15 protein-coding genes are annotated in these 16,381 nt (G+C 56.5%); 10 read left to right on the top strand and 5 right to left on the bottom strand.

The window, feature by feature from the left end; all coding sequences use genetic code 11:
- Positions 1 to 2: 2 nt before the first annotated feature.
- From RB_RS09175 to RB_RS09165, 3 genes are all read left to right on the top strand, one after another.
- Positions 3 to 608, top strand: coding sequence for a thioredoxin family protein (locus tag RB_RS09175; RefSeq protein ID WP_164921765.1), 606 nt, complete (start codon positions 3 to 5; stop codon positions 606 to 608).
- A gap of 8 nt (positions 609 to 616) precedes the next feature.
- Positions 617 to 1,600 carry a dihydrodipicolinate synthase family protein gene (locus RB_RS09170; RefSeq protein WP_011119992.1) on the top strand — a complete coding sequence of 328 codons (984 nt, stop codon included), beginning with the start codon at positions 617 to 619 and terminating at the stop codon, positions 1,598 to 1,600.
- Between the two features lie 109 nt (positions 1,601 to 1,709).
- Positions 1,710 to 2,771 carry a GNAT family N-acetyltransferase gene (locus RB_RS09165; protein WP_011119991.1) on the top strand — a complete coding sequence of 354 codons (1,062 nt, stop codon included), beginning with the start codon at positions 1,710 to 1,712 and terminating at the stop codon, positions 2,769 to 2,771.
- Between the two features lie 58 nt (positions 2,772 to 2,829).
- Here RB_RS09165 and RB_RS09160 read toward each other — a convergent pair whose 3' ends face one another.
- Together RB_RS09160 and RB_RS09155 are read right to left on the bottom strand one after the other, a co-directional pair.
- Positions 2,830 to 3,699 carry a DUF1559 family PulG-like putative transporter gene (locus RB_RS09160; protein ID WP_164922796.1) on the bottom strand — a complete coding sequence of 290 codons (870 nt, stop codon included), beginning with the start codon at positions 3,697 to 3,699 and terminating at the stop codon, positions 2,830 to 2,832.
- Between the two features lie 138 nt (positions 3,700 to 3,837).
- On the bottom strand, positions 3,838 to 4,758 hold the full coding sequence (locus tag RB_RS09155) for a tetratricopeptide repeat protein (protein ID WP_011119989.1): 921 nt from the start codon (positions 4,756 to 4,758) through the stop codon (positions 3,838 to 3,840).
- 2 nt (positions 4,759 to 4,760) lie between these two features.
- Here RB_RS09155 and RB_RS09150 point away from each other — a divergent pair, with 2 nt between their 5' ends.
- On the top strand, positions 4,761 to 5,774 hold the full coding sequence (locus tag RB_RS09150) for an AEC family transporter (RefSeq protein ID WP_007326973.1): 1,014 nt from the start codon (positions 4,761 to 4,763) through the stop codon (positions 5,772 to 5,774).
- 12 nt (positions 5,775 to 5,786) lie between these two features.
- Here RB_RS09150 and lptE read toward each other — a convergent pair whose 3' ends face one another.
- The 3 genes from lptE to recO all read right to left on the bottom strand — a co-directional run bounded on the left by lptE (position 5,787) and on the right by recO (position 8,439).
- A complete protein-coding gene (gene lptE / locus RB_RS09145; RefSeq protein WP_011119987.1) occupies positions 5,787 to 6,338 on the bottom strand; it encodes an LPS assembly lipoprotein LptE in 552 nt (183 codons plus the stop codon).
- Positions 6,335 to 7,492, bottom strand: coding sequence for a tetratricopeptide repeat protein (locus tag RB_RS09140; protein ID WP_007326975.1), 1,158 nt, complete (start codon positions 7,490 to 7,492; stop codon positions 6,335 to 6,337). The genes lptE and RB_RS09140 overlap by 4 nt, the downstream gene beginning before the upstream one ends.
- 116 nt (positions 7,493 to 7,608) lie before the next feature.
- On the bottom strand, positions 7,609 to 8,439 hold the full coding sequence (recO, locus tag RB_RS09135; RefSeq protein ID WP_011119985.1) for a DNA repair protein RecO: 831 nt from the start codon (positions 8,437 to 8,439) through the stop codon (positions 7,609 to 7,611).
- 762 nt (positions 8,440 to 9,201) lie between these two features.
- On the opposite strand from recO, the gene tpx reads away from it, so the two are divergent.
- From tpx to RB_RS09100, 6 genes are all read left to right on the top strand, one after another.
- Positions 9,202 to 9,720, top strand: a complete 519-nt coding sequence (gene tpx / locus RB_RS09125; protein WP_007326977.1) for a thiol peroxidase — start codon at positions 9,202 to 9,204, stop codon at positions 9,718 to 9,720.
- A gap of 91 nt (positions 9,721 to 9,811) precedes the next feature.
- Complete coding sequence (locus tag RB_RS09120) at positions 9,812 to 10,858, top strand: phosphatidate cytidylyltransferase (protein ID WP_011119982.1); 1,047 nt, start codon at positions 9,812 to 9,814, stop codon at positions 10,856 to 10,858.
- 106 nt (positions 10,859 to 10,964) lie between these two features.
- Positions 10,965 to 12,113: a PhoH family protein gene (locus tag RB_RS09115; RefSeq protein ID WP_011119981.1), complete on the top strand. Its 1,149-nt coding sequence runs from the start codon at positions 10,965 to 10,967 to the stop codon at positions 12,111 to 12,113.
- Positions 12,110 to 14,494: an HD family phosphohydrolase gene (locus RB_RS09110; RefSeq protein WP_007330940.1), complete on the top strand. Its 2,385-nt coding sequence runs from the start codon at positions 12,110 to 12,112 to the stop codon at positions 14,492 to 14,494. Before RB_RS09115 ends, RB_RS09110 begins: the two co-directional genes overlap by 4 nt.
- Positions 14,494 to 15,075: an rRNA maturation RNase YbeY gene (gene ybeY, locus RB_RS09105; RefSeq protein ID WP_164921764.1), complete on the top strand. Its 582-nt coding sequence runs from the start codon at positions 14,494 to 14,496 to the stop codon at positions 15,073 to 15,075. Before RB_RS09110 ends, ybeY begins: the two co-directional genes overlap by 1 nt.
- Positions 15,072 to 16,364 (top strand): hemolysin family protein, encoded by a 1,293-nt coding sequence (locus RB_RS09100; RefSeq protein ID WP_011119979.1) that lies wholly within the window; start codon positions 15,072 to 15,074, stop codon positions 16,362 to 16,364. The genes ybeY and RB_RS09100 overlap by 4 nt, the downstream gene beginning before the upstream one ends.
- Positions 16,365 to 16,381: the final 17 nt, after the last annotated feature.

The following is a 16,381-nucleotide window of genomic DNA, read 5'->3' as shown; positions in this document are numbered from 1 at the left end:
TCATGGCTCAGTCAGTGGTTGCGGGAAGCAACCGGATTTGCGGAACCGGCGATGATCGCCAATCTGTTTCGCCGCGTATCGGACGATGCGTTTCTTTTCTTTTTCGGTTTAGCTATGGATGGCGGATGGCGGCGATGACCGCATTCATTGGGCTCTTCTCATCCACCGCAAGTGCCGAGATGCCCATCATCGGCAAGGTGGTTTCGAGTTTGTCTGCATCGAAAGTGGCTCGACCGAGTGCCACCGAGCTTGTTTCGGCAGACACGCCAATGTGGCACGATGATTTTGACTCGGGATGGGCTGCCGCTCGGCGTTCTGGGCGACCGATGCTGATTTTCATCACGTCAGAGGATTGTCGCTTTTGCGACGCGATGAAACAAAACACTTTCTGCGATGCGAGCATCCGGTCTCGACTCGCCAATGGTTTTGTGCCGATCATCCTGCGGCCCGATACGAATCCGAATATCCTGGCTCGGATTCCAGTGACCACTTATCCGACGACATTGTTAGCCGTTCCGCGCGGCAAAGTGATCGCTCACCGAGTAGGCTATCAGCCACCTGACCGACTCCATGAACTGCTGGGGTTGGCTCCTTCCTCTCCGAACTGACACTCAGCATGAATCGACGCATCTCCGGCATTTTGACTCCCAACATCACGCCGGTGGATGACCGGGGACGCGTTGATGAAGACAAGCTGCGTGGGTATGTCGATTGGTTGATCGACCATGGCGTCGATGGTTTGTACCCCAATGGCAGCACGGGTGAGTTCGTTCGTTTCACCGCGGAGGAACGCCGTCACATCGTTCGGATTGTCGTTGATCAAGCAGCCGGACGGGTTCCCGTATTGGCGGGGGCGGCGGAGGCCAACGTCGAAGAAACGATCGAGGCCTGCAATGCTTATGGCGACATGGGGGTTCGAGCGGTCGCGATCGTCGCGCCTTTTTATTATCCGATCAGCAGCGAAGGCGTTCACGCTTACTACGCCCACATCGCTCGCGGCGTGCGGGTCGACGTGACGCTGTACAACATTCCTTTGTTTGCGTCGCCGATCGAAGTCGATGTGGTGATCCGATTGGCGGAAGAGTACCCGCGAATCATCGGTTTGAAAGACAGTTCCGGTGATCTACCGAACTTGATGCGAATGATGGCCGCGATCCGACCGATGCGAGACGATTTTTCGTTTCTGACAGGGTGGGATGCTGCACTCGCGCCCATGTTGATCGCGGGAGCAGATGGTGGAACGAACGCGACCAGTGGCGTATTGCCTGAGCTGACGCGTGCGATTCATCGGGCTTGCGCCGACGGTGATCACAAACTAGCGATGGAGTTGCAGTACATGTTGCTGCCGTTGTTCGACGCGATGATCGGCCTGGGAGAGTTTCCGGCGGGCTTCCGCGCGGGAGCGCGAGCGCGTGGATGGGACCTTGGTCGAGGCCGCGTTCCATTGTCGGACAAGCAACAAGCATTGATCGTGACGGCGGAACGAGAGATCAATGCGATGGTTCGATCCACCCAAGCAAAGATGACCGGTTCGTCGGAGTTGCCATTGGAAGCGATCCAAGTGATCGCTCGCCGCGTGATGGAACAACTCGAAAAGTAGTGTCCGCAATCCCGCGTGATGAGACTGGTGTGTGGGACACATGAAAGCGATTTCACGGTAGGATGAACCACCGACCTGTTTCGTTTTCATTGCACCGTGTTTTACCCTCATGGCGAACATCCGTCCGTTTCGCAACTCTGATCTTCCCGGCCTATTTGACGTTTGGATGCGTCACTGGGAAACCGCCGGTCAGATTCCGCCGGTCAGCGTTTCGATCTTGGAACGTGCCGTGCTTTCGCGAACGTTCTTTGATCCGGCCAGTCTTTTGGTTGCCGAGGTCGATGGTGAAGTGGTGGCGTGGTGCCATCAGTTCTCTGACGATTGGCAATCGCCGCCACCCGAATTGCTGGAAAGCGATTCGCCCGAAGCCATCGCGGAAGTCCCCGAAGTGGATGCGGTGCCAACATCGTTGGTCGCCGCAATTTGCTTTGCTGGCGAAGCCGGTTTGTCGATGTGCGATTCGTTGTTGATCGAAACGATGCAGCGGGCCGCGGACGCGGGAGTCAAACGCATTTGTGTCGGGCCCGTTCGCGATGCACGAAATGGTTATGGCGGGTTGCCGCCGATTGGGCATGGGTTGGGAGTCCCCGTGACGGACGCACGCGTGGCGTCGTTGTTGTCTCGGCATGGATTCCATGTTGCACGTAGTTTGTTGCGTTTGGTCGTGAACACATCGACCTATCGCCCGCCGGTCAATCGCGAATTTCTGCAACTGCGTCGTTCGACGCGGATCGATCGCTTGCCGATGTTGCCGCTGAACCATCGCACGGCGGTCGCGATGAGCCATTTCGATATGGAACGCAATGTTTTGGTTGATCACCAAACCAACGAGCAGCTCGCCGCGATGGATTTATGGGTGGGCGATCCGGAAGGCCAGGTCATGGATGGGGCCCGATCGATTCTCTCGCTGCGTTTAATGCATCCGGTTGAGCTGAATGGTTTTCCCGCGCCGCAGCCCAAGAAGGGTTTCGTAGCATCGATGGCCGAACGCGAATTGTCGACGCATGAGCAGTTTCTGGTCTCGTCGATCGTGCAGGCACTTTCCAACCGCCAGATCTTCACGGTTGAAACGACGATTGATTCCAATGCGGTGAAGTTGAAGGAACAATTTGCTACGCTGAAGTTCACTGAAGACGAACAAGGCCGTCAGTGGGAAAAAGACCTCGGTTGAGGTTTGGTGGACCCCAGGGCAATTCGTCGGCAGCGCATCTGAGCCGGCTCGTCCAGGATCATTCAGTGGTTGCCGCGTCGGTTCCGAGTTCCAGTTGGTCGTTGCGATTGACCATCGATCGGAACAGCGGTTGATCGATTGTTTCCGAGATAAACGTCACTGCTCCGTCACCTTTGATGATGCTGGCTCCACCAAAATGTCGGCTTCCTAATCCGCCGACAAAGCTCGGGTTCTCAAGTTGGTCAGCTTGCGGAATCGTGTTGATCACGTGTCCGGCGTTGCGAAGCGTTGACCGCGTGCCACTGCACCATCCAAGTTCTCCCGCGAAGGAAAGCTTCTCGCCGAACAGGATCGTCGAGGACATTCCGTCAGGGACTTCTTCCGGGCGAACCCAACCATTGAGGAACATCAGTCCGTCGTTGGACGCTCGGATTGGGCTGGCCGTGGAATGGTGCAGTCCCGCATAGCTCGCGTTCGTGGGCACAGAATCATCCGACGGGCAGCGGAAGACCGGAATCATCGTTTCGCGAATCAGGCGATTGGAATCGGAATAGATACTTGCTGCGGTATCAACCGATTGAAACAGTCCCACTTGGTCAACGTACGGGAGTGAGGCCAGTGCCCAGTTGTGATGATAGCCATCGGGTTCGCTGACGATGGCAAGATCGACTGGCGAGGCATCGGTGTTGGGTTCGTCCGGCGATGGGACGTCCGGCCAAAATCGAAAGGTTGCGTTGAATGATGCGGTTCCGGAAGGCAGGTGGGCTTGGTCGGTCGAGTAGGCCTGCATGGCTAGTCCCAAGCGGATCAAATTCTGATCGCAATTGCTTCGTCGAGTCAGCTCACGCATGTTGCGAACAAACGGAATCGACAACGCCAGCAGAATGATGAGGATGAACACCACAACGATGACTTCCACCAATGACACACCAGCGTGTCGCGGCCTTTTGCAGTCGCTGCTTGGGGAAGAAGTGGGGCGAGATGGAAGATGTCGGCGAGCGGGGAAAGCATTCATGCTCTGATTTTATCGAGCGAACGCGTCTCCGCGAAGAACGCTGAAACGAGATCAGGCCGCTTCTGAATAACCGGAGTTTGGTCGCTCGTCATCGAGGTCATGTTCCTCATTGGGCGAGAAGGATTGCAGTGCTGTGTCGATGGAGAGCGTTGCAGGATCGGATTCATCGTCATCGGCCATGTCTGCTTCACCGTCGTCCGACGCTTCCGCGACAGCAGGATGGGGGCCGGTTGTTTCGCTTGCTGATTCGGCCGTTGAGGCGGCAGGTGGTGGGCTGGTGTCGGTGTCTTCGATGTTCTCAGGTGTTTCGTGACCAGGGTCAGCGTCGTCCTGCAGTTCGCCTCGTGCATCGAGGTCGCGTTCCAGACGGGCGCGTTCGCTTTCCCATTCCAGGTTCCAAGCGGCGGCGGCTTCTAATTTTGGAATTTCGGTCAGCAGGGCATCAGCGGCGTTCAGTCGCCCGGTGTGTCTCAGCACGGCGGCCAGGAGCAGCAAAGCGGGCGGATCACGCGGTTCGATTGACAATCCTGCTGTCAACGCCTCTTCTGCCAACGCGTAGTTGCCCGTTAAATAGGCGAGCTGAGCCTCGGCGAAGCGGTCCGGTTGATCGCTGACTTGCCGCGGCGCCAGTAGCAATGGCAGTTCGCGGAACGAACGTACCGTCAGCACGACCCAGGCGGCGACGGCAATCCAGCAGGCCAGCATGACCAGTGCCCCGGACAACCAGCCGGGATAGATGAATTTAGCGATCAGCAATGCGTTGACGACCGCGGCAAACGCGACGGCGGTGGGCAGGGCTGACAATCGTCCGCGCCACCACAATTCCGACATCCCCGGCCACAGGCACGTCCAATAATGTTTCGCTTGGATCGACACGGTTTCCATCGCATCACAGATACGAAACCCGGTACCCGCGTGGCAAGTCGAAACGTGAAAACGGAAGCTCTCGACGATCGATGCGAGGAAGCTCACCCATGTTGATGGACCCGGAAGCTTTCGCCGTCATCATCAGCAGCGTGTTGGGGGTCTTTCTCGTCATGGGCGTCGGTGCGTTGTGCCGGATTCAGCATTGGCTGACGCACCAGGCCGACGTTTCGCTGGCCAAGTTGACCGCGAAAGTGCTGCTACCTTGTTTGTTTCTGGACCGGATTTTGGGCGATTCGACATTGGATTCGCTCGCGTCCGCGTGGCTGCCACCGCTGCTTGGGTTCACCATCACCACCTTTGGATTTCTGGCAGCTTGGTATGTCGCCAAGACGATCGGTCCATACGTTGGTCTGAAAACGGATGCTCAGCAACGTGCGTTTGCCCTTTGTGCCGGGATCTGCAATTACGGGTACATCCCATTGCCGCTGGCCCAGATCACTTATCCGAACGCGGAAGTCGAGATGATTTTGCACAACGTCGGCGTCGACATTTCGCTTTGGAGCGTCGGTGTGGCGATCGTGACCGGCAGCAACGGCAAGAAGCGTCCGAAGGATCAGCAGAGTGCTTGGCGTCGAAATTGGGAGCGAGTCAGCCCGGTCGCAACCAGTGCTCCTTTGATCGCGGTTATCGTCGCATTGTCGATTCGTGCAACGGGAGCGGAAACCTTGATTCCAACTTCGGTGATGCGATCGGTCGGGTTGTTGGCGTCCAGTTCCATTCCGCTGGGGCTGTTGCTCAGCGGAGCGATCCTGGTCGACTTCTTGCGAGCAGCGGACTGGAGCGGTTCCGCGCCGGTGATCGGGTTGGCGGTCGGATTCCGCCAGTTGTTCATGCCGATCGTGATGCTAGGGATCGCATCGGTGACGGTGACCGCGACGGATTTGAAGCAAGTGCTGTTGTTGGAAGCAGCGATGCCGTCGGCTGTGTTCCCGATTGTTTTGACAAGGCTGTACGAAGGCGACACGGCGACGGCTCTTCGGGTGGTCTTGTCGACTTCTTTGCTGGGGATTGTTTTGATCCCGGTGTGGATGGCGATCGGGGCGTGGTGGCTGGCCGTTTGATTTGCCAGGTTCTTACCAGCGAGCTTCCATTTGGCTGACGATTCGGTTCGCCAGGTCCTCGAGTGCTTTTTGAGTTGCCATATCGATTGATTGGCCGGCCTCGGGGACGAATCGTTCGTCTTGGCTGAACAAGATGGTTAGGTCATCGGTGGGCACGATTGAGTTCTTCATCAGCAGGCGACCTTGTCGGTCTGACCAAGAAGCTCGGACCTGGATCGCAGCGTCGAGGGCTCGCACGTAATCGGCGTCGTTCTCGGTGAGCACGCGTTTGGTTTCGTCGATGACTTCGCATCGCAGCACGGTGTCAGCAAGTGGATCGGCGGTGACCTTGTAAGGCGTTCGCAGTTCAATCTCTTTCGTGAGCGCCTCGGTCAGGCGAACGCCCAGGTCTTCGCGAAACGTTGCGTTGCGAATGATGGGCACGTGAACCGTGCGAATGTTTTGGGGGAACAAAGCGGCATTGCCGAGTTGGTACGGCGCGCATCCGATCAGGCATCCCGCAACGATTGTCACGAATAGGCTGAGCAGGGCGGTCGAGTGCCGGCGTTGCGTTCGAAAGCTCATCGGTAAATCGACTCGCTGCGTTCGCCGGTCGGTGAGTTGAACTTGGTTTCCAATGGCGATGAACGTCGGCTGTCCGGGAAGATTCGTTTCAGCAATGTGGCTGAAACGCGTTCGGCGGGCACATCGGGATAGCTGGTGATGGCTTCGAGTCGCTGGCGAGCACGGTCGGCAAACGGTGTGCTGGGGTAGTCACGCAGAATCATTTGGTAGTGCAAACGAGCGGCTCCGTATTCGGAGCGTTTCTCCCGATAGATCGCTCGGTCGTTCAGTTTTTCTGCTCGGCGGTAGGCGACTTCAGCGGCCGCGCGGGCGACCATTTCGGACGTCTCAGGATCTCGTAAGCGGTCAGGAAAACGTTCGCGGGTTTGGCGGACGAGCTTGTCAGCCTCTTCCAGCATCAAGCCACTGTATTTGGGGCCCGCGAAAACTTCGAGTTTGCAGCGGATGCCCATCAGGTGAGCGTTGAAAAAGTGGTCGCTTTCGGGAAACGTTTCGCGAAGGTCGGTCAGGAATTCGTCGGCGGTTTCGAAATCGCCTTGTCGCATGTATTCCACCGCAGCGGCCATCGTCGCGTCGTCGGCCAGACGGCCCGTCGGGTTGTCGTAGCGAATTTGGTCCAGCACGCGAACGGCGTGGCCTTCGGCGTCCAGTCGCGGTCGGCTGGCGTCGAAGAGGTTGAATTTGAACCAGTCGTCTTGGGTCGCGACTTCCGTGTCGATCCAGTACTGAGAGATCGCAAAGGCTCGAGCGGCGGCCTGGTCAACGTGACGGTTATTCGGGAATTCTTTGTTCAGGCGTTCGTAAACGTCCGCTGCGTCTGGCAATTGATCGGAAAAGAACAGGCTTTCCGCTTGCATGAACATCGCGTCCTGAGCGAGTGCGGTGCCCGGTTGTGCGTCGGCGGCTCGAGCAAACAATTTGGCGGCGCGAGCAAAGTCTTTCTTTTCCGTGCCCTCGGCTTCGCCATCACGTTCGGTTTGGTTGAAGCGAGAGGCGGCGCCACGGAACAATTGGTCGGCTTCCTGGTACAAATCGCGGGCTCGTTCCGCATTGGGTTGCTCACGCATCGTGAGGAACCGCATGGCACGGTCGGTGGTGTCTTTGGTGGAATCCCAAAAACCCGATTGGGCATACAGCGAATCAGTCACCAGCACGGGGCAGGCACAGACAGCAGCGGCGAATAAAAGCGAACGGCAAGACGTCACGAGCAACTTCCTTCGGTCAAGTTCGAAATGACTCGTTGGAGATACTCAACCTCGACTTCACAACGCTAGAGCGAATCAAGCTTGTCAGGCAGGAATGGTTGCATTCGAGGCGTCTGTCCGACCAGCGATTCCAGCGTGCGATTGAGCAATCCCCGAAGGTCTCGGTAGATTGCAGGAGTCATCGCGGGAAACAGGCGTCCGATCGGAAAGGCGGTCGACGGGGGTTGGCTGGGATTGTCCGTGTCCGCGTCGATGGTGGATGGCGGCAATTCTGGCTCGCTGGCCAGTTCACGTAGTGCGTCCAACGCATCCCAGCTGGCTGTCATCAGGTGACTTTGAGACGGACGGCAGTTTTCACAGACAACACCGCCACCGACCAGTGAAAATGAGGCTCGACGGCGGCTGCGTTCGGCGTCGCGACCGCAGACGGTGCACCGCTGTGTCGCGGGTGAATGTCCCAGCAACCGCAAGCATTGTGCGTCAAACGCCAACAGCGTTTTTGCGACATGGCCCTCGCCATCGATCATCCCCATCGCCGACAGCGTCATATCGAACAATTCGCGGTGCGGGTCATCGTCGTCGACCAGCAGCCGAAGCATTTCCGCGATGTAGTAACCGGCATGCAGACGTTCCAAAGATCGTTGGGCCCCGCGAAAACGTCGGCGAAGTTTGGATTCGGTCAGCAAATCCAGCGTATCGCCTGGTTTATCGATCAGAGTGATCGCGCAAACGGATAGCAGATCCAGCGAGCCTTCGAACGGTCCCTTGAGTCGGCGAGCTCCCTTGGCCAGCGCCGAGATTCGGCCCAGGTCCTTGGTCAACAACGTCACAATCAGGCTGGTTTCGCTGAAGTCCACCGTTCGCAGGACGATCGCCATGGTGGATTGATTGGTCATAGTGGCAACGAAGAGGGATCCAACCCAAAGTTGAGCATCGATTCAGCGACCCATCGCGGAGCGATCTACTGGGTGAACTGATTGCCGCGATCGACCGAAGTTGCGGTCAGAGAAAGCGTTGCGACATTGTAGAAGCGAGTTGCGCCCGAAGGGAGTGCGAGGAACCTTGAAATACGCAGCCGTTACATGCAAATCCCATTACTCCTGCGCACCCCGTCCGGACGCAAATCACCGCAGCGAACTTGTCGCTACGAATAGTGTGTTCTATTCGAACACGCTTTGTGAACATCTTAGCAACCTGTTGATTCAGTCGAATACCGAATGACAACAATTAGCCGATGGGCGTTAGCCCTGGTTGGCATTTGGCTAACCGCCGCCAACGCGGTACGGCTCATTCAATCAACAGCCCGTTAGTCGATGGGGGGCTTCATGGTGGTTAGGCGTATCCCACCACCACTTTGCGTAGTCTAGCTCGTTGTCGGTTTGGGGAAACCTGCGTCTGACCGAATTACCCCATTTGCGCATCCCTGAGAGCAGTTTGCAACCTGAAAGTACGTCAATTGCGTCAGATACCGCTCTAGATTCACAAAGATTTCAAATGTTCTTTTGGCCGGTTGCTGGACACGGTCGTCGAAAGCATCAAATTGACGGCAAAGTGGCGTGATTCGAGCAGGGGCATCGCCGGGGGTTCACGACCGGAACGGCGATGCGCATACTGCCGACTTCCCGTCCGACCTGTTCTCTCAATCAAAGTGAATTTCGATGAGTCAAAGTGGTGTGATCACGTTCAAAGGCAATCCGATGACTCTCGCTGGCAGCGAATTGGCCGTCGGTCAGGCAGCTCCGGATTTCAGCCTGCACTACGCCCACGAAGGTTTGAAGGAATTGAAGTTGGCCGATCTGAAGGGAAAACCTTCGATGATCAGCATCGTGCCCAGCTTGGACACGCCAACTTGCGCGACTCAAACGAAGAAGTTCAACGAGCAGTTGGGCGAATTGGGCGACAAGATCAACGCCGTGACGGTCAGCCGCGATTTGCCATTTGCTCAAGCACGTTTCTGCGGTGCAGAAAACGTTCAAATGCGAACCGCCAGCGATTACCAAACCCACGCATTCGGTGAAGACTACGGAGTCGAAATCGAAGAGCTGAAGTTGCTGAGTCGTGCCGTCATCGTTTTGGATGCCGACGGAAAGGTTGTTTACAAGCAAATCGTGTCCGAAGTCACCGAAGAACCAAACTACGACGGAGCCCTGCAGGCTCTGAAAGATTTGGTTGGCTAGTTGAACCAACGCCCTGGCCGTTGGCGTATTGGGCGATGATGTTTGAGTCACACGGTGATCGTCTTGAGAATGACGTTCGCCGTTTTGGGCTTTGACGGACAATTTTGAATCTGACTTTTCGCAAGGATCCCATTCATTGTTGATCGACCGGCTTCGCAGCGCAGCGGTGTTGATTGCGATCGCATTGGGATGCTTGTTCGTTGACGCGAAATTCAGCACCGCCGGAACGGAAGGTTTGCTTCTTGTTCCGTTGTTGCTTTTTTTCGCACTGGGAACGACCTGGGATGTCACCTCGTTGTTGATGTCGTCTGGTCGAGATGTTTGGCGAGCCGGGTGCATGATCGCCGTTGGTGCGATCAGTCTTGGCCCCGCCATTCCGGCGCTGGTCAATGCGGCGTCGCAGCTCAGCGGTGGTGCGATAGGTGCCTACCCAAGGGATTGCCCCATCGGACAATTGGGTTGGGTGATCACCATGGCGATTGCTTCGGTGTTTGCGTTGCTCATTCGCGAAATGCGGTCTTACGTTGCGGTAGTTCCTGAGCAGTTGGATGCCTCGACCGCGAAGGTGGACTCCGTTGTGTTACCGGCTTCCAGCAGTATTGACCGAACCATGCGGGCGGCGTTTGTCTCCCTGTACGTCGGGTTGCCAATGAGTTTGCTTTTCGCAATTCGGGGTTTGGGAAGCGACATCAGCACGTCTTGGGGATTGGCTGCGTTGCTGACGATGATCGCGACGACCAAGTCTGCCGATGCGGGGGCGTACTTCGCCGGCAAAACGTTTGGTCGTCACAAGCTGATCCCGCGACTGAGTCCAGGAAAGACTTGGGAGGGAGCGGTTGGCGGTGTCGTGATGTCGACATTGGTGGCGATGGCTTGTTTGCGGTGGTTGTTTCCAGCGTTGGTTTCCGACGCGATTCCGTTGAGTTCGCTGCCGTCGACCAGTTGGGCGTTCATCTTTGGCCCGGCCCTTGCAATCACCGGAATGGTCGGTGATTTGGCGGAATCGATGTTCAAACGAGACTGTGGGGCAAAAGATTCCGGAAATTGGCTTCCCGGTTTGGGGGGAGTCTGGGATGTGACGGATTCGTTGATTGCTGCGATTTTGCCGGCTTTTCTTTGTTTAGCGGCCGCGGCATGACGGCCCGTTGGCCTACCGTGAATTCTGCTCAATCCAACGTCGCACGATGGTCGGACCACGTGTGGGACGGTTAGAATTAGTCACTCTTTATGAAACGCTCTGACGCATGTCGGTCCAATCTGCAATGAACGAAGCCACGCTGTCGACAGCGGGTCCCAATGAAGTCCTGACGTTGTTCGGTCCTCGCGATCAACACGTGCGCAAGCTGCGACGGCTGTTTGGCGTCGACATCACGCATCGAGCTGGGAAAATCCGCGTCGCCGGAGAAGAGACTGGCGTCGGTGCCGCGATGCGCACGCTGGAAAAACTGCGTTTGCTGTGCCGCAAGAAAGGCTCGCTCAGCATCGGCGATATCGAGACCGCGGCGGCGGAAGAAGGTGCCAAGATCGAAAACGGTCGGCCACCGACGCCGAGTGGCGAAGCGATCAACTTACAAAACGCGGGTCGCAAAATCGCACCGCGAACTCCCGGACAAGCTCGCTACGTCGAAGCTATCCGGCAAAACGATTTAACAATCGCAACGGGGCCGGCAGGTTGCGGCAAGACTTATTTGGCCGTGGCCACCGCGGTCGAGGCTTTGCGAAACGAATCCATCAAGAAGATCGTGCTGGTTCGGCCAGCCGTGGAAGCTGGCGAAAGCCTTGGTTTTTTGCCGGGTGATTTGCGAGCCAAGCTGAATCCTTACCTGCGCCCGCTGCTCGATGCACTCGGCGAAATGGTTGACTATGACCAAGCTCGTGCATTGATGGAACAAGATGTCATCGAAATCGTTCCCTTGGCGTACATGCGAGGTCGGACATTGAACGATGCGTTCATCATCTTGGACGAAGCTCAAAACACGACTGTTGCACAAATGAAGATGTTCCTGACCCGAATGGGTGAACGGAGCAAGATGGTGGTCAGTGGCGACGCAACGCAGCTCGATTTGCCGCGTGGCGTTCGCAGTGGACTTCATGACGCGTTGTACCGACTCAGCAGCATCAAGGGGATCGCACAGATTCGCCTCGGAGCCGCCGATATCGTGCGTCACCGTTTGGTTCAGCAGATCGTTGCAGCGTATGAAGCTGATTCGGAAAAGTCGGACTCAGACGGCTCCGCAACGGAACGATCAGACGAAGGTTTGACCGAAGCCAATGCAGGTGATTCAGAGGCGCTCACCAAATCGCAGGATCGAACCTCCAGCGATTCGGCAGCGTCCAGCTCGGAATCCGAGCCGATCACGAACTCTGATTCGGAGACTCAACCGAGCGAATGAGCGGTGCGAGCAAAAGCGGGACGACCAAAGGCAAACAACGTGCGGGCAAAGAACGCATCGAGTCGCTAGGGATCCCGAAGTCCAAATGGGCGACTTGGTGGGACCGCAAAGACAAAGCGGAGTGGTCGCTTCGCGTCGGAATGACGCTGATCGCCGCGTGTACGATTCTGGTCCTGTGTTTCACTTGGAAACCAGCGTTCAGTTACCGAAGCGGTGCGATCCCGGCGCGGGATTTAATTTCGCGAGTGGACTTTCAAGTCGCCGACGCGATTGCGACGGGTGATTTGAAAGAACGTCGCCGTCGTGAAGTGATGACGCTGTACCGGAATTCGCCACAGCGGTTGGAGCAGTTGCGTGCGGCACTGAAAAACCGATTGTTCCTGGTTCTTGGTGCGGCCAACTATGAGCAGCTTGGCAAAGAAGAACGATCCGCTCTGACCGAATTCTATGAGGGCAGCGAGACCGCGCCCGACGGCGAATCACCCGCCGAAAGATTCGCGTTGCTCAAGCGAGTCTTCAGCAAAGACAAGGACTTGGCGACTTTGGAAGCTGCGGTCGATTCCGCAATGCTGAAGCTCTACAAAAACGGCATCCTTCAAGCCCCGCAGCACCCGCCCGAAAAAGGTTCGCAGCGGATGATTCGTGTCTTCACCGGTGACCAAACCGATGAAGCCGTGCCAGTGGAATTGTCAAAAGTCATCATCGCCGAAGCCGGCAATCAATTGGTCAAAGAACTCCGCGACCAATTCCGTTCGCGTTTTCCCGGCGACGAAGGTTTGATCGCTGCGGACATGATCGGTGACTGGTTACGAACTCGGTTGCCGGAATTTGAGACGCTGAAATACGACGACGAAGCCAGCCAAAAGGTTCGCGATCAAGCGGCCGCTGCGGTCGAAGACGTGATGATGACTTTCTATGCGGGCCAAACGAAATTGGCTGACGCGGGCAAACCGCTGACCGGACGCGAATTGGGGCTGCTTCGAAGTGAGTGGTCCAAGTTGGTCGAATCGATGCGTTGGGGCGACCGAGTCGCTCGCGTCGCGGCCTACGCCGGAATGATTGCCGCGTTGTATTTGCTGTGCGGTTCCTATATCTGGTTCGTCGATGATCGTTCGTTGCTGTTGGATCGCAACAAGCTCGTCAAGCTGCTCGCGTTGATGGTGGTCACGATTGTTTTGGCTTATCACGCGTCACGAGATGCGTGGCGAGCCGAGCTGGTACCACTTGTTTTGGCATCGATCACCGCCGCGGTGGTCTACGGTCGCGAACTCGCGATTCTGTTGCTGGCGTCGGTCTGTTTGTCCGTCATTCTTTTGCTCGGAGCGGACATTCCGAACTTGGTCGTCGTGACGGCGGCCTGCACCACGTGCACCTTGTTGACGGGCCGCATTCGTTCGCGAACTCACTTGGTCACGGTTGGTTTGATCTCAGCAACGATCACCATGTTCACGGTCGTGGGCGTTGGAATCGTGACCGGACAAACGCTTTCGTCTGGTGCACCGGGCGGAAACTTGGAAGGAATGCTGAGCGGCGGATCTTTGAATCACGTCGTCAACGGCTTGGTTGCCGAAGCCGGCTGGGCGGGCGTTTGCATTTTGTTCTCGTCCTTGGCGATGACCGGCTTGCTGCCTCTGGTCGAGAAAGCGTTTGGTGTGCAGACCGACCTCAGTTTGTTGGAGCTCGGGGATGCATCGCATCCGTTGCTGCGCCGTTTGGCTCAGCGTGCACCGGGGACTTACAACCACTCGATCAACGTTGCGTCGATCGCCGAAGCCGCGGCGGATGCGATCGGAGCAAACGGTTTGCTGGTTCGCGTGGGAGCGTACTTCCACGACATCGGCAAGATGTTCAAACCGGAATACTTCATCGAGAATCAATCGGCGGGAATCAACCAGCACGATTCGTTGCAGCCCGCGATGAGCACATTGGTCATCATCGCGCACGTGAAAGACGGAGCCGATTTGGCTCGCAATCACCACTTGCCTGAACCGATCATCGATTTCATTCTTCAGCATCATGGCACAACGCTGGTTGAATACTTCTATCGCGAAGCCGCTAAACGCAGCGAAGAAGATCCCAATCGTGAAGCGGTTAGCGACAAAGATTTTCGTTATCCGGGGCCAAAGCCGCAAACGTTGGAAGCGGCCGTTTTGATGTTAGCGGACACGGTTGAGAGTGCGTCGAGAACGTTGGTCGATCCGACGCCTGCTCGAATTCAAGGGTTGGTCGACGCGATCGCTCAAAAGAAGGTCGCCGATGGTCAGTTTGATGACTGCGGGATCACCTTTGCTCAGTTGCATCGTGTCCGACAAAGTTTGGTGAAGTCGCTGACGGCGATTTATCACGCACGCGTGAAGTATCCTGGACAACAATCGGCGTGATGGAACAGCCTTCAACCAACTTGACCGCGGATGTTCTCATCGATGAGGAAGCGGAACCTGACTTATCGATCTGGTTTGGTTGCCTCGAAACCGCACGCACCGAACTTGCCCAAGCGGCGATTGCTGCTGCGGCAGTCGAAGGATGTGATCGCGGTTCAGTCGGAGTTCGGATTTGCGACGATGCGACGATCCATCCCATCAATCGCGAATTTTTGCAGCATGATTACCCGACCGACGTGATCAGTTTCCCGTACGAGTTGGAACCTCCGATGGTCGAAGGCGAGCTCGTCGCCAGCTTTGAAACAGCGATTGAAAACGCCAGCGAACCGAGCAATCCGTTGTCGCCACGCGAAGAGTTGTTGCTCTACGTTGTTCATGGAACGTTGCACATTGTCGGTCATGATGATCAGTCACCCGAACCTCGCGCCGCGATGCGACGAGCAGAAATTGCCGCGATGAAACTGATTGGGATCGAATTGCCGCTGAGCAACGACGAGGACTCGGCACCAGAACAAGATGACTCGTTCGATGATGACGCGAGTGATTCCTCCGGTGGGATCATGAGTGGAGGCGTGTCATGAGCGAACTAGCGGATTGGAACGCGATGCCGCTCGCTGCGGTGGGTTTTGTTCTTGGCAGCATCGGCGGTCTAGGAAGTGAGTTGTTGGACCGGTTTGCGGGGCGTTCGCTGGAGATTTATTGCCGTGTCAAAAAGAATCGAGACCGTTTCGGTTCTGTTCTGGATCACCAGGACACGGTGATTCGAGCGGGGGCGTATTTGCACGTCATCGGTTCGGTGATGTTCGTGTTGTTCGGGACGATCGTTGTCGTCAACCGAGTCGATGTGGATCTCAACACGCTTCTCGCTTGGGGGATCGCGGCGGCTGGATTGACCATGTTGACTCACACGTGGTTGCCCAATGCGGTGACTCGGTTTGCATCGGCGCCGCTGCTTTATCACACATGGCCGTTCTGGCGGACGATGTCGTTTGTGATGCGTCCGCTCCACGCGCCAGGGGAACTGCTGGAAATCATTTCACGCCGTTTGGCCGGTGTCGAAGAGACCGAGGACGAAGACGAAGAACAACTCGAAGATGAAATCCGAACCATTGTGGCGGCGGGAACCCGAGAAGGTTTCTTCGCACCCGGCGTTCGCGAAATGATCCAAGGCGTGATGGAGCTTCACGAAGACACGGTCGGTCACATCATGACTCCTCGAGTCGACGTAAACGCAATTGCGGTCACGGCGACTTGGGAAGAAGCCATCGAATCAATCATCGAAACCGGGCGGACTCGTTACCCTGTTTACGAAGACACCATCGACAACGTGGTCGGTGTGTTGTTCGTGAAAGACTTGCTGCCGTATTTGGCTGGTGAAGGTTTACCCAACAAGCCGTTGCTGGATCTCTGCCGTCGGCCTTGGTCGGTTCCAAAGGACCGCAGCGTGGATTTGTTGTTGCGAGAGTTCCTTCACAGTCGCTCTCACATGGCGATTGTGCTCGATGAATTTCAACAAACCGCAGGTGTGGTCACGATCGAAGACGCTTTGGAAGAAATTGTCGGCGAGATTGTCGACGAATCGGACGAAGAAGAAGAATTCGAAATTCGCGTGATCGATGACGACACCATCGATGTCGACGGACGTGTCATGATCGATGATGTCAACGATCTGGTTCACTGGGATTTGCCGGAGAGCGATGATTACGAAACCGTCGCCGGTTGGGTGCTGCATCACACCGGAATGATTCCTACCGCCGGACATTTGCTCAATGTCGGTCATTGGGAAGTCGAAGTGTTGCACGCGACCAATCGAAAGATCGAAAACATGCGGATTCGTCGAACCAACGGTGAAAGCCAACGTGTCGGCTAGGTCGCAATCAGGCGGTC

It is taken from the genome of Rhodopirellula baltica SH 1, assembly GCF_000196115.1.
GTDB lineage: Bacteria > Planctomycetota > Planctomycetia > Pirellulales > Pirellulaceae > Rhodopirellula > Rhodopirellula baltica.
The sequence above is the reverse complement of the archived record's forward strand: the minus strand, read 5'-3'. Positions and strand labels throughout refer to the sequence as shown.